The organism is Dyadobacter sp. CECT 9275, from assembly GCF_907164905.1.
GTDB classification, from domain to species: domain Bacteria; phylum Bacteroidota; class Bacteroidia; order Cytophagales; family Spirosomataceae; genus Dyadobacter; species Dyadobacter helix.
Genome location: NZ_CAJRAF010000002.1, coordinates 3,684,187 through 3,699,197 on the forward strand (window position 1 = coordinate 3,684,187; position 15,011 = coordinate 3,699,197).

At 48.0% G+C, this 15,011-nt stretch carries 8 protein-coding genes; 5 read left to right on the forward strand and 3 right to left on the reverse strand.

Annotated features, from left to right (window positions below):
• Positions 1–8 precede the first annotated feature (8 nt).
• Positions 9–3,416 carry a SusC/RagA family TonB-linked outer membrane protein gene (locus KOE27_RS23030; protein ID WP_229252898.1) on the reverse strand — a complete coding sequence of 1,136 codons (3,408 nt, stop codon included), beginning with the start codon at positions 3,414–3,416 and terminating at the stop codon, positions 9–11.
• Positions 3,417–3,439: 23 nt separating this feature from the next.
• On the reverse strand, positions 3,440–4,396 hold the full coding sequence (locus tag KOE27_RS29905; RefSeq protein ID WP_215241109.1) for a PKD domain-containing protein: 957 nt from the start codon (positions 4,394–4,396) through the stop codon (positions 3,440–3,442).
• Between the two features lie 702 nt (positions 4,397–5,098).
• On the opposite strand from KOE27_RS29905, the gene KOE27_RS23040 reads away from it, so the two are divergent.
• Complete coding sequence (locus KOE27_RS23040; RefSeq protein WP_215241110.1) at positions 5,099–5,506, forward strand: hypothetical protein; 408 nt, start codon at positions 5,099–5,101, stop codon at positions 5,504–5,506.
• Between the two features lie 7 nt (positions 5,507–5,513).
• On the opposite strand, the gene KOE27_RS23045 is transcribed toward KOE27_RS23040, so the two are convergent.
• Positions 5,514–6,380 (reverse strand): AraC family transcriptional regulator, encoded by an 867-nt coding sequence (locus KOE27_RS23045; RefSeq protein ID WP_215241111.1) that lies wholly within the window; start codon positions 6,378–6,380, stop codon positions 5,514–5,516.
• A 192-nt stretch (positions 6,381–6,572) separates the two neighbouring features.
• On the opposite strand from KOE27_RS23045, the gene KOE27_RS23050 reads away from it, so the two are divergent.
• From KOE27_RS23050 to KOE27_RS23065, 4 genes are all read left to right on the forward strand, one after another.
• On the forward strand, positions 6,573–7,817 hold the full coding sequence (locus KOE27_RS23050) for a glycoside hydrolase family protein (RefSeq protein ID WP_215241112.1): 1,245 nt from the start codon (positions 6,573–6,575) through the stop codon (positions 7,815–7,817).
• Between the two features lie 48 nt (positions 7,818–7,865).
• Complete coding sequence (locus KOE27_RS23055) at positions 7,866–10,517, forward strand: glycosyl hydrolase family 95 catalytic domain-containing protein (protein WP_215241113.1); 2,652 nt, start codon at positions 7,866–7,868, stop codon at positions 10,515–10,517.
• A gap of 9 nt (positions 10,518–10,526) precedes the next feature.
• On the forward strand, positions 10,527–12,620 hold the full coding sequence (locus KOE27_RS23060; protein WP_215241114.1) for a hypothetical protein: 2,094 nt from the start codon (positions 10,527–10,529) through the stop codon (positions 12,618–12,620).
• 66 nt (positions 12,621–12,686) lie between these two features.
• Positions 12,687–15,011, forward strand: coding sequence for an alpha-L-fucosidase (locus KOE27_RS23065; protein WP_215241115.1), 2,325 nt, complete (start codon positions 12,687–12,689; stop codon positions 15,009–15,011).

Genomic DNA, 15,011 nt, shown 5'->3' on the forward strand with positions numbered 1-15,011 from the left:
CTTTCTGATTAGAATGTAAAACCAACTTTGAAACCAACAGGCACAATCCACGGGCTAACGTTATAGCGTTCAACTCCCTGAAACAATCCGCTACCTGAGGGTTGGAAGGCGCGTTCAGGGTCAACACCAAACCCTTTCTTTGTCCATACCATAATGTTACGACTGTAAATTCCAATGTAAGCATTGTCCATTTTCGCTTTCTTTACCCATGCTCTCGGAAGGTCATAACTCAACGAAATTTCCCGAAGTTTGAGGTAATCGGCATCAAACACCGCGTAAGAACCAACCGACCAAAGGTTACTTGCGCCCCACGGTTCAAATATGGTTCCGGGGTTTCCAAGATTTTCCTGATAAAGTGTAAAACGTCCATCCGCGCCCATTTCGCCAAACACACCGGGATAGAAAACACCGTCCATATTGCCAGGGAAAGGCATATTAGAACTTTCCGGGAAGCCTCCTGTCGCTGGTGTTGGGCCACCGATTGGATAAACACGTTCTGGTGTAATTAACGTACTGGCATTTTTAACTACCCAGTCGCGGAGTGCGTCGCTGGGTCCACCTGCCACACCTGGAGTAACGGTTTTGTCTGCCCAGTATTGGGTAAGCATGTCATCATTCATGTAACGGAAAGTTTGCGATACAAATTGCCCGCCATGGCGCCAGTCGAACGTCATGCCAAGTGTAAAGCCTTTCCAAGTGAGTGAGCTTTGCAAACCCATGATAAATTTAGGGTTGTAGTTGCCGGTTTTGGAATAAATGTTTGAGTTGGTCAATTCCGGGTCATCACTGAAATTTCCGGTTTTCGGATTTCCGGGAATAATCGGGTAACCATAGTAGGGTGATTCTTTATCGGTAACGCGCAGTGTTTTGCGTGTATATAAATTACCTAATAAACCATCGGCTTTAGAGCCATCTGGCAAAGTTGCTCCTTTGACATATCCCCGGTTCGCAACGTTGGCCTGGTTCCATGGTTCAACATAGGGGATACCATCTGCAAGCTCCAATATCTTGGTTTGGTTTTTGGTAAAGTTCAGGTTCAAATCCCAATTCCAGTCGGCAGTCTTGATGGGTGTGCCGCCAATCATCAGTTCAACCCCTCTGCTTTGCAGCAACCCTGCATTGATGTTAATGGTTGTGGCCCCTGTTGATGGCGCAAGCGGTACCGGGAAAATCTGTTTACGGTCGTTCATGATGTAATAGGTTCCGTCAAAGCGAACACGACCTCCAAACATCTTGGCTTCCACACCGTATTCCTGCGAAGTAATTTGCTCAGGTTTCAGATTAGGGTTAAGTAAGCCCGATTGTTTGTTCAACATAATAGCCTCGCCCCAGTTGCCTCCGTTGGCATAAACCTGCAACAATCTGTAAGGATCAGTATCGTACCCTGTGCGTGCCACGCCTCCCCGTACTTTCAGCATGTCAACATGGTTCATTGGTATGAATTCATTAATCAACACGCTTAGTGAAGCAGATGGATAGAAGAATGAGCGGTTGGCCGCTGGCAACGTGCTGCTCCAGTCGTTACGGGCGGTCAAATCGAGGTAAATCGCTTCTTTCCAGGCTATGTTGGCTGTTCCGTAAACACTGTTCACTTGTTTTTCGTAACGGGCCGAGCTATAATTCAATGCAGTATTGGAAATGTTACTTAAGGTGTATAGGTTGGGTATAATCAAACCTGCACCTGTTTTTGCCGAGTTGCTGACGTTGGACGATTTGCTGTAACGCACATTGCCACCTGCCGAAATATTCACATCGAAATCACCAAATTTGTCTTTGTACGAAAGCAAAGCATCGTTGTTGCGTTCAAAATTGTTGCTGTTGCTGATACCGTAAGACCCGTTCTTCGGCTCCTGTGAATAGCCCTGCCCGATTTTTGATTCCCGCAATTCGTCCAGTTTATCGACGGTCATCCGTGCCATCAGCGAAAGTTTCGAGCTGAAGTTATACGTGGCCATGATGTTCCCGAAAATCTGATTACGGTTAAAACTGTTGTTGACATCATTGGCCAGCATCCACGGATTGTTGCTGTCGCCCGGCAACAGGTTTTTAATGGTATTTCCCTGCCCGATGTTATAATCCTTCAAATCCATGATATTGACATAAGCGGGAGTGACGTAAGCCCATTGCAGGGGGTTTGTGCCACGGTCGCCTGAAGCCCTGTTTTTAGCAAAGCTGTTCACATAGTTGATGTCGGTGCTAACGGTAAGTTTTTCGGTGAGCTTTGATGAAAGCGACAACGATAAATTATTCCGGTTAAGGTCGGTGTTCGGAATCAGCCCTTTGTTTTTCATGCTGGTTACACCGATGCGCGTGTTTACCATCTTTCCCCCGTTGGTTACCTGTACCGAGTTAGTCGTGGTGAAGCCGTAATCCCTGAGGAAATTTTTTACATTGTTGGGATACGACTTCAATTCGATCGGAATTGGTTTTCCGTTCGCATCCAGAGGAGAGTTCCATTGGATTGCATAATAACCTTTATCCAATTCAGCACCCAAACCGAATGGTGATATCAATGGGGACATGATCTGGCTGCCACCGTTTTGCTCAGGGGTAGAGACAACATAACCACCATACTGCTTTTGCACTCCTAAATAGCGCTGCGGTACATCGAAAGTATTATTGGTTGATACACTCACTTTCATTCCCTGGCCATCTTTTGCCTTTTTGGTGGTGATGAGCATAACGCCGTTAGAGGCACGCGAACCGTAAAGTGCCGTGGCGCTTGCACCTTTCAATACCGATACGCTTTCGATACTTTCAGGGTCAATATCTGAAATGGCATTCCCGTAATCCACCGTGCTGTTGCCGCTGCCGAAACCTCCCACGTTGTTGGCACTGTTAAACATGGGCACACCATCAACCACATATAAAGGTTGGTTATCATTGCTCAGTGATTTTGCACCGCGGATAACCACATTAATGGTGGAGCCCGCACCGCCGGTTTCGTTGATGGTTACCCCGGCTACTTTACCTTGCATAGCCGTTAAAAAGTTTTCGCGTGCCACTTTGGTAAATTCAGGACCGGCCACTTTGCCGATGGCATAACCCAGCGATTTTTCTTCGCGCTGAATACCCAGAGCCGTTACCACTACTTCCCTTAGTTCATTCACATCGGTTTCTAAACTTACATCAATGATGCTTCGTGAACCTACGGTTACTTCCTGTGTTTTGTAACCAATGAATGAAAAGACGAGTACATCGTTGGGACCAACGGAAAGGGTATATTTCCCGCTGGCATCGGCGCTTGTTCCTGTGGTAGTTCCTTTTTTAAGGATACTGGCACCAGGAATAGTCGCATTGTTTGAATCGGTTACTTTTCCTGATACGGTTCGTTGCTGCGCTTGCGCGTTATAGAACAATGTCAGGAAAAGAATAACCAAAACCGACTTCATCATGTTTTGACAGAATTGTTTCATAATAAAAATGTATAGGGTTGTGATTATTCTGTTACAGCTTCAAAAGAAAGTATCAGTGCATGTGTATTAACACCCACGGCTTTGTCGCTTGCGGCCATGAACATAATGAGTTGCATACGTGTGTTAGAAATAGACCTCATGACCACTTTACGTTGAAAATCGCGGAAGCCGATAAACTCGGTTCCTGAAAAATCAAGTGTTTTAGCGCCTTTAAACGTAATACCCGCGCTACTGTAAGCCGAAGTAACTTTGAAATCTTCGCTTTCCACGAAAGTGAATTTGGCATCGGCCTGGGGTGTGTACTTGGCAATGCAAAGCCCATAGGTTGCGTTACCAACCAATACATTGGCAGGATAGCCACCTGTGGCAATTTGATAAACAAGGCCACCAAATGCCCCTCCATCGGCTTTCACATCATGCACATATTTACCGTCATAGAAAAAGGTATAAGTGTCATCATAAATAGCTCCCATATTAAATGTGCTTGAGGCAAAAATTCCGTCAGGAATAGGATTGTAAGGAGTAGCACTTGTGAAAGTGGCATCTGCGTTAGCAAGGTAGTCGCCTGCGGCAGTATGGGCTTTTGTCAATTTCCATTTTTTACCCGCATAACCAGCTGTGGTGTGGTCTCCGACAAGGTAATCGTAAGGTCTTAAATCCACAGCAAGGTTAACACTTTTGGTGATGGTTTCTCCACCACTGCTCTTGGCTGTAAGCTTGGCCACATAGTACCCTCCTGCTGCATAAACGTGAACAGGATTTTGTTCGGTGCTGGTTTTGCCATCGCCAAAATCCCACGACCAACTTACGGCACTATGGGTAAGTCCCTGAAAAGCCACCTGCCTACCCTGAAGCGTGTTGTAAATCTCCGCGTGGAACGGAAATACTGGATTATCATTATCATCATCGCACGATGACACCAGGGTGAACATCGCTGCCATGAGAATGACAGACATTAATTTAGGCACAAGTTTTTGCATAGTATAGATATATTGGGTTTAAATTTAATCTGATGATTGTTTGATTAAGGTTGATACTTTTTCACCGTACTCTTCCTTACACTGCCATTGGTTTCGTTTCTTGTCGTAGCTTGCTTCGATGCATATTGGTTCATTGGGGTTTGAGAAGATTAAAGGGGCAATGTTACAAAAAGGCAAAAAGTGATCGTTGGTTTGGTATATTATCATTATGTTATGTATGCATACTATTTTGGTCCTTAAGAAAACCTTATACCCGACGAAGGCAGCCGGATCAACGTGTACTTTTGGTATTACTATTAATTCGCATTTAAGTACTATCGATAATAAAAAAAATTAGTACACCAGAGTGGAAATACTGTAATCATGTTTTATATAAAGATAAACATGATTACCGCATGCGGTCAACAGTATTGCCCGAATGATTTTATGGGCAATGTTATGGCAACGCCACCCGTTATGAAACCGTGGTATCGGAGAAAGCAGCATATAATACAACATACTGAATCTGCCGCAGGAATATCACCCAACAGCAAAAACGCTGAACTACCACAACGAAGGGACTGGCAGCAAACTACCCATGCAGAACAACGTGGTCAACACTAAATACGCCGACGCTTTCGAATATAACAATGGCAACTATCTTACCCGAGTGATGCGGCAGGGGGATTAATTAACCATGCAGTCACTAACCCGCACGGTGCGATGAAACATCTACAATTCATGCAGAGGCTGGAAAATAATAAGAATTTTTTCCGAACATTGAGTATGGAAAATTTTAATAAAAGTGTCTGGAATAGGTTATACAATGACGGAGAACATGTAGCCACGGAATTAGAAGCAATTCTTCCGGGATGCAGACGTTGGGTTGCAATCTATAAAGCCAAGCCGGAACATCCTTTATTGCCATGGAAAAGGCCGGAATATAAATACTCAATATTATATTTTGAGTTAAAACAAGAATTGATAGATGAATATTTCTCTGAGGAAGACAAACAAAGGCAAAGGACGTTTTATGTCGATAATGAGGATGAATTATTTGCCATTTTACATGAACAGGGGGTAGATCTATCTTCATTTACATATCCTTGGAAGTGTGATTATCCTTTGTAAGGAACATTCACGACGCAGTATCCCGCCGGTATACCAGAGGACTTTTCCCGGTGATCCGTTTAAAGAATTTGTTGAAATTGGTCAGGCTCTGAAAGCCTGACTCATAGCAAACCTGTGAAATATTGAGTTCGTTCTGCTGCAACAACTTACAGGCGTGGCCGATCCGGATCTCGTTCACAAACCAGAAGAAATTCTTCTGGGTCTGTTTTTTAAAATAACGGCAAAAAGCATTAGGTGACATATTGGCCACACTGGCCGCTTCTTCCAGCCTGATCTGAGTCGAAAAATTTTTCATCACATACTCATATACATGGTTGAGCCGGACGGTCTCCTGCTCGTTGTACATGTTGAGATAATTGCTGCTTGAAAGCAACTGATACTCCTCCGTTTCCGACAACTCATATAGAATAGAAAAGAGGCTGACCGTTTTTTTGAGACCTTCGGCAAAATAGATTTCGGAAGCCAACCTACCCATCCGTTCCCTAACACCCCCTGTAAACTTCACGCCGCGGCGGGCATTTTCGAGCAATTTCCGAAGACGGACAGTCTGCGGCAGGCGAAGTATCTCGTTTTCCAGCCAGGTTTTTCTCAGATAGATCACCGCCGAGCGCGCGTGCAAGTCGTTTCTTCCCTCATAATATTCCTTCTCGTTAAGCCAGGCATGAGGCAGGTCGGGGCCAACCAGCACCAGGTCGCCGTCGCTGAAACTTTCGACATGGTCACCGATAATCCGTTTCCCGCTGCTTTCCTTCACCAGGACAATCTCGTAGTCCTTATGAAAATGATGCGTGTTATTAAAATAGGGAGCATTGATCTCCTTGATCATGAAGGAGTCAGTAAGCGTATAATCAAGGTCAATCAGCAGCGGCTTCATGAGCGACAGTTTTCAGGGCTCAATAGTACTAATATTACCATCATTAACGCAATTCTGCCGCCATAATACCCTTTATTGGGTTGAATAGTGCCGAAACAAGGTAATATAGGAAGAATCGAACCATTGGTAATGTGCTAGTTTTGTTGTGATAATACCATTGCATTTCACAGGTTCTCCGTACTATCTGAATATATGATGAAAAGAGCCGGGAGAACGGACGCCGTTACTACTCTCTTCAGTGGAGGCGTACGCTCGGTGGCTGCCGTGGATATGCAGAAAGAGGTGAATCTTTCCAGGGGCCGACCCTGCAGGCCAGGACATGGTCTATATCGCGGTTGTCAACGTACTACTCCTGTCTGCAGAAGCGAGGAACAAAGTGTATACCATAACCCATGCAGCATGCGACCGAACGGTTATGGCAACAGAGGGAGTCGACCGGGTAAAATTGGGTATGGTTTTATCAAGATAAAATTTAATATGTTTGTCCGCGTTTTGTTTAGCGCTTTACTGCTCCATCTTGTGAGCCAAAGTCAGACGGTTGTGGCACAAAAGCGGCCGGAACTGCTGAAGCTCCCCTTTGCTTTTTCCGACATGGGCCGTACCCCAATGGAAAACACGCCGTTCTATTTTGACTCAAAACTGATGATGGTGGCCAACCACCGGCCCGGAGGAGCTGATGCCAATGGAAAAGACGCCTACCTGTATATTGATGACATGCGAACCGGCCAGGAGGTGAGCCGTTTCGGTCAAGGGCATTCTTTCGTCAGTGCATTTTCCAAAGGTGCCGAGCTAAATGTTTTCGCGCTGGAATTCTCCGATTTTGGCCGTATCATGAATTCGAAGGGGATCAATAGACTGGTAACCAGGGACCTCAAAAACTGGAAACAGGAAGTGGCGATTTCGCCGGAGGGAGGTGAGCATTTGTTCAATTCGTCGGTGTGCGAAGACGAGCAAGGTTATCTGATGGCCTATGAATCGGACAAGCCGGTGCAGTTCTGTTTCAAATTTGCCCGTTCCAAAGACCTTTCCAAATGGGAGAAAATTCCCGGTCTGGTTTACACAGGCGAGAAAAAGGAGTACTCCGCGTGTCCGGTCATCCGCTACTTCAAGCCATACTATTATGTGATTTACCTGCATGCGGCGGTGAAGGGTCACAACGGCTGGGTTTCCTATCTCTCGCGCTCGAAAGATTTGAAGGAATGGGAGCTCAGCCCGTTTAACCCGATTCTGGAAGCCGAAGCGGGTGAGGGAAAAAATAATTCGGATGTGGATCTGATTGAATACGAGGGTAAAACATTTCTGTATTACGCCACGGGTGACCAGGAGACCTGGAGCACGATACGCGCTGCGATGTACGATGGTCCCATGCGTACATTTTTCGAAGGGTATTTCCCCCAAGGTAAAACGTTTGTGAAACTGTCGGCCAAACAGAACTGATTCTCAGAAATTTAATTGAAAAAGAAGATGACAACCACCCGGAGAAATATGCTAAAATTGACAGGGCTGACGTTTGCGGCCGGGGTGTTTCCGTTACGCGGTTTTGGTTCTTTTAAAAATGCGGTCCGGCAAACTGATTGGCGTACTATGCAGAAATCCGCTTTTGATCCGGAGCGTTTCAGTTGGGCTATTTCATGGCCGGGGCAGGTTTCCCGGTATGATCTGATCTACTATAGCCCGCCAATGGATGCCATGCAGGGAATTCCACTTGGCAACGGCGATGTAGGTGTGCTGTTCTGGTGTGAGGAGTCGAAGATCATTGCGGCCGTCAATAAATCTGATCTATGGGATGACGCTCCGTTTACCGAGTTTCACAATTGGGACAAAAAAGAGGAAGACTACAATACCACGCTGAGACACGCCTGCCGCATCGTCATCGATTTTAAATTGCCGATTTTCAGCACTTTATATCTGACTGATTTTCAGGCGCGGCTGAGCATCTCGGACGGTGTACTGACGATGGGCAGCAGCAGCCCATTCGGGAAAGTGACCTTCAAAGCATTCGTCGATTTCAACACGGGGTTACTGTCTTATGATCTCAAAACGGAATTTACGGAGGCATTGGCGGTGGAAGTGGGCGTTGAGCGGTTTGGTTCACGCACGTTCTCGCATTGGTATTCACAGATTAACAGGGATGCATCTATCGGAACGGCGGGAACAAATGCCACCGTGGACGATGCCGGAATTTATATTCATCAGAAACTGGCGACTGCGGATTTCACGGTCGCAGGCAAAGTTTTAACAGGCAGTGCCGTTTACCGGAGAGAGCACTCCCGTCGGGCGACAATTGTGTTGCCAAGCCAGGCGAAAACGGAAACGGGTTTGGTTTTTCTAGTTTCGGATGCAACCAATGAATCCAACCTTGAAATGGCAAAGAAGTCGCTGGACAAAGTGCAAAGTGTGAATGCTTTTCAGGACGCGAACCGGGAGGCGTGGCGCACCATTTGGACCCGCTCACTCATGGATTACGGTGACGATTACCTGACCAACCTCTGGTACCTGACCATGTTTTACTCCATCGCATCGCAGCGGGGAAAGTATCCGGGACGGTTTAACAATGGCATCTGGGCATGGAGCAGGGATGTTCAGAACTGGAATCATTATTTCCATTGGAACCAGCAGCAGATATACTGGCCGCTGAATGCAGCAGGTCACCACGACCTGGTTGAACCTTATCTAAATTTCCGATTTGATTCCTTGCAGCACGCACGCGACTATGCCAGGAAACATTTCAAAATCGACGGGGCATTCGTGTCCGATGTCACGGATCGCCGTGGTTACAATTCTTCCGGTGAACAGGAAAATCATACACCAATCGCTGAAATCGCCCTTGATTTCTGGAGACAATACCGGTTTACCGGCGACAAGCAGTTTCTGAAAGAAAAGGCGCTTCCCTACATGCTGGATGCATCCCGTTTTTTTGTAACCATTTTTGTAAAAGAGAGCGATGGGCTGTATCACGCCAGGGAAGGAACCGGTTATGAGGGCTGGATCAAATTGAAAGATGGTCTTACCGAGCTCACGTATGTAAAAGCACTCATCCAGGCTACGCTTGATGCGCTAAAAATTGCTGGGAAAACGATCCCGGAAGCCACGACCTGGAAGGAACTGATCTTGAACCTCGCACCGATGCCCCTGGTGCCGGCAGGCGACCAGTCCGTTGCCTCCGAGCAGGGAAAATTCAAACTGCTGCGTGGAAACAACAAGAATATGACGGTGGCCACGGATCAGATCGTGGCGGCGGGCTGGGGGATCAAAGAGAAAAAATGGCTAACCGTGTACCACCCGGCTGACGATGCAAAATTTCAGGACTTTAACCTGCTTGACGGTATCTTTCCGACCGTTGCGTCAGCGCCGGTTTTCCCGTCTGGATTGATCGGCCTGTCGACAAAAAAGCAGAACCCGGCTTTGTTCGAGAGTCTTAAGACTACGGCTCTGCTCTATCCGCAGGGTGTTACCGGCTGGGACACGCAACCCATCGTACTGGCCCGGCTGGGCTTGTCGGAGGCAGTCGCAGCGACGCTTGCGCGATACCCCGAACGATGGCAGATCTATTGCAACGGATGGGGCCACTGGGGCATGGAAAATGAGATTGTGAAAGACGCAGAGTGGTTTTTTCGTACCAACCAGGTTTCCGACGTATCCGATCCCGGCAAGAAGTTTCCTTTTCCCATGTGGCCCTTCCGGCATATGTCTATGGAGGGTATGGCCGTCTTTGCGACTACGCTTAACGAATGCCTGCTGCAAAGTCATGAAGACATCATTCGCATCGCACCCGCTTTTGCAGGGGATCGCTCGGCGAGATTTATGCTGCACGCGGTGGGCGGTTTTAAGGTTTCTGCGCAGATCAATTCAGGAACGGTGCAGTGGGTTTGTATCAAAAGCCTCAGCGGGAACCCGTGCCGGTTGCAACTTCCCTGGCCGTCAGCCGACTTGTACATCGGGAAGAAATCGTATATGCACAAAGTGGAAGATGGCATCGCGCTGTTTGATACCAAAATAAATGATGTGTTCACCATCGTCCCGAAAGGTGTGCCTATTGCTGATATCTTTTATGGAAATGAAACGGCTGTCCCAAACGAAACGGCTCGTCTGCACGCCTCCGGGAAAGCCAAAATCGGTTTGCCGCGTATGTTCTAAATTCATGCTATGAAACTGTATACCAGAAAGATATTATTTACCTGCGTTGCATTGCTGTTCTGTTGTTTGCACATATTCTACGCCAACGGGCAGTCAGTTGCGAAAGCTCATAATCCCGGAAAGGCGTTCATTTCTTTTCGTTTGAGTCCCGGTATTTCGTTGAATGAGAAGCGTTTCGATGAAATGATCGCGCTGTTCAATAAATACAAAGGTGTGACGGATGAAATCACTTTTTTCACATCGGAAACGCATCCGCCATTGCCATTGGATGTGTTCCAAAACAGGATGAAGATTCTGGAAAAACGCATGCAGACGGCGCGGCGAAACGGCTACCGTTCGGGCATCAATGTGCTGAGCACGATCGGACATCACGAGGAAAATCTGGAAAATTCGTTACACGGCGATTACACAAACATTACGGATATTGAAGGCAAGGTAAGCCGCGGGTCGTATTGCCACAACGACGAGAGGTTCAGGGCATATATCAGGGAGATTTATAAATCGATGGCGCTTGCGAAACCCGACTACATCTGGATCGACGATGATATCCGCCTGGCAGGCCACTCGCCCGTTTACCTAACATGTTTTTGCGACCATTGTCTTGATATTTTCGAAAAGGAGCAAGGTAAAAGATATACACGGGAAAGTCTTAAAGCCGCTGTTAACCAGGGAGATACCCAGGGTAAGCTTGGTGTCAGACTTGCCTGGTTACAGCATAACCGCAATTCGATCAACCGTTTATTTCAGCTGATCGAGGAAACTGTTCATGCCATAAAACCCGGAATGCCGCTGGGTTTCATGACCGGCGATCGTTTTTTTGAAGGTTATGATTTTGCCAATTGGGCAAAAACCCTTGCCGGAAAAAGTAATGCCCCCGTTTTATGGCGACCGGGTGGCGGCTTTTACCAGGATAATATACCGGGAGACATGGCAGGCAAATCGCATGATATCGGGCGACAGGTTTCTGTATTGCCCGCCGATGTTGTGTCCATCCAGTCGGAAGTGGAGAATTACACCTACCAGCGTCTGAAAAAGTCGGCGCATATGACGGCGCTCGAGGCGGCCTCGCACATTGCCGCTGGTTGCACGGGTGCGGCGTTCAACGTAATGACTTTCAACGACGAACCGCTCAGCGAATACGAACCGCTGATCGCGAAACTCCATGCGACAAGACCTTTTTATGATCTGATGGTGCAAAAAATGGGGAGGAGTGCGATAGATGGCGTAAGTGTGCAGTGGAATAAAAACAGCTTTGCTTCGGGGAATCTCGCGGATGGGAACTGGTTTACTTCGGGTGTTTCGCTGGCCAGTTATGAGATGGACGAAATCGGCCTGCCTACTGCGTACGATGCTGAAAAGGCCTCGGTGGTCAGGTTAAAGAAGGACAACATCAATGCCCTTTCCAACGAGGAAATCGAACACATACTTTCCAAAGGCGTCTATCTCGACGGCGATGCGCTCCGGCAACTGAACGAACGCGGCTTTGGGGCGCTCACCGGTTTTGACGTAAACGGTATGCAGTCGTGGGACCGTACCGAGCAACTGACGACCCATGCGCTCAACGGGCCTTTCGCCAACAGGAAACGGGACAACCGCCAGGCGATTTACCGTACTGAAACTTTTACGTTCAAGAAAACCAGCGACAGGGCAGAGGTGCTTTCAGTCCTGGTGGATTATGCGGGCAAGCAGACGGCCGATTGCGCAATGGGAATTTTTGAAAACAAACTCGGCGGACGAATTTGTGTATCAGGTTATTACCCCTGGAATGCGGTACATACCTTTTCCAAAAGTTCGCAGATGAAATCCGTCTTTCGCTGGTTATCGAAAGATACACTGCCGGGTTACGTCGCGTCTTTTCACAAGACAAATCTCTGGATCAGGGCTGAGCAAGCTGAGAAAACGGTACTGTCCGTTACCAATGCATCGTTCGATCCGGCGAGGGAAGTGGTGCTGATGCTCCGGACAAAGGCGAAGGCGATCCGGGTTTTTGATATGACGGCAAGAGAAATGAAAGTGGTAGCCGGTATCACCGATGGCCCTTACAGAAAGTTCGTTCTTCCTCCCATAGATCCCTGGCAAATCAGGCTGATCGAAACAGATTAATATGCCGCCCGTTAAGTAACGATTTGAAAAATTCGATTTTAAAGATTCAAGAAAAAACCACTGATAATGAAATACCGGTTACTCTTTCTACTGATGCTGCCGATGCTTGCACAGGCACAAACGACCTGGAAAAACCCGATCGTCAAACAGGGACGGCTCGGCTCGCCGCTCGTCGAAACCAGTCCGTTTGTGTTCAGGAACAAATTATATCTGCTTGAAAATAACCAGCGGTTCTGGGATGTGAAAGGTGCGAAACCGGGTGACTATTTTCATGACGACGAGGTGCGCGTAAAAGATGTGAACACGGGAAAAATTGTCACCGTTGCGCTCAAAAACCATGGTTTCGGAACAGTGCTCGTTTGGAAAGACCGGGTGTACGTGTTTGCGGGAAACTATGGGACCGGCAAACCCTGGCGTAAAATGACGGAGATTACGATGACCAGCTCGGCAGACCTTAAAACCTGGACCAAGCCGGTGACTGTCCTCAAAGCCAGCCCGAATGAATTTTTCTATAACACAGCGGTAACAAGGGCGAAAGATAAATTTATTTTGCTCTACGAAACCGATGACCGTCGCTGGAAACCGTTTACGTTCCGTTACCAGGAATCGAACGACCTGATCAACTGGAAGGAAATACCTGATGCGATTTACGGGAAAGACAAATATGTGGGCGGGCCGGCGCTATATTATGAAGGTGGCTGGTACTACACCCTGTATCTTGAAGCGCTCAAAGGTGCCTATGAAACGCGCATTACCCGATCAAAGGATCTGATAAGCTGGGAGGATGCGCCGGAAGGCAGGCCGTTTGTGACCTTTGACCCAAGTCACAAAAACATTCCGCTCATACGCCCTGACATAGCAGAAAGCAATGCGTCGGACGTGGAGTTGTGTTATTACAAGGGCAAAACCATTCTGTATTTTACGGGAAGTGATCAAACCACGGCGGGGGACCTGCAATGGGCAACTTTTGATGGAACACCTGCTCAACTATTCGCCGCGTTTTTTAGCAAACCTGAGACCGGAGCGGCACCCAAACACGATGCCGACTGGATACCCGTACTGACAGCGCCGACGGGGAATGTGCAGTACAACAACCTGAGGGAAAACGATAAGGGGACAAAGCCCTCTCTCCAGCAGCTGGCTTTTCAGGAACGACAGCTGGGCGCGTTCGTGCATTTTGGTCCGGCCACTTACCTCAAATCTGACATGCTTTCGGTACCGGCAGCCGATTTGTTCAATCCTTCGAAACTGGATGCCCGGCAATGGGTGAAAACGGCGAAGTCGTTTGGTGCAAAACACGTGGTGCTCACGGCCAAGCATCACAACGGCTACTGTCTTTGGCCTACAAAAACAACGGATTACAGTGTTGTGAAGTCGCCCTGGAAACAGGGAAAGGGCGATGTAGTAGCCGAATTCGTAGCGGCTTGCCGGGAGAACGACATGCAGATCGGTTTGTATGTGTCGGGCGGGGATAAACATTTCCCCTGTTCGAGCACCCCCGATCCGCAAGGCCAGCGCAAACTCGTCGGCGACATTCATAAATATTTTCCGGTGTTTATGGAACAGCTCAGGGAATTACTGACCAATTATGGTGAGATCTCGTACCTGTGGTTTGACGGTGCATATGACCCTTTTGGATGGGACGTAACCAATCCTAAAACGAAACGCGCGCTCGGGACAGCTTACGGCGATGCTATAGCAGCCCTCGTGCAAGACCTCCAGCCCAAAGCCGTGATCATGGGGGGAACCCAGCCAGACGTACGCTGGTCGGGAAGTGAGCAGGGCTGGTCGGCGTATCCGCTATGGAACGTACTGGAAAAAGGGGAGGGGCTTGCCCATTGGGTCGGTCCGCAGAACAGCGGCTGGATTCCGGCGGAAGCAAATATCTACACCCGCAACACCTGGTTCTGGACTCCCGATTCTGATAAAACGCTCAGAACTACCGATTTTCTAAAAAAAACATACTTTCGATCGGTAGGGCAAGGGGCCAATCTGCTGATCAACATGACACCGGACACAAGCGGGCTTATCCCGGCTGCCGAGGTGGAGCGGTTGGGAGAATTTGGCAAAAGTATTCAATCTGCGTTGTCTGCGCCTCTTGCCACAGGTGAAGGACAAACGGAAATCAGCCTGGGCAGGAAGCAGCCCGTCAGCCTTTTCGAAATCGAGGAAGACATTAGCGCCGGTCAGCATGTGAAAAAGTATGAGATTCAGGCTTTTACCGACAATACCTGGAAGACCGTGGCGGAGGGAGAAAGCATTGGCCGCCGCCGGCTCCAGGGCATCACGCCCGTGGAAACAGGCAAAGTACGGCTGCTGGTGAAAGAGGGTAACCAAAAGGCCGTGATCAGGAAGTTTGCTGTTTACCATCCTACCGACACAAACCAGTAG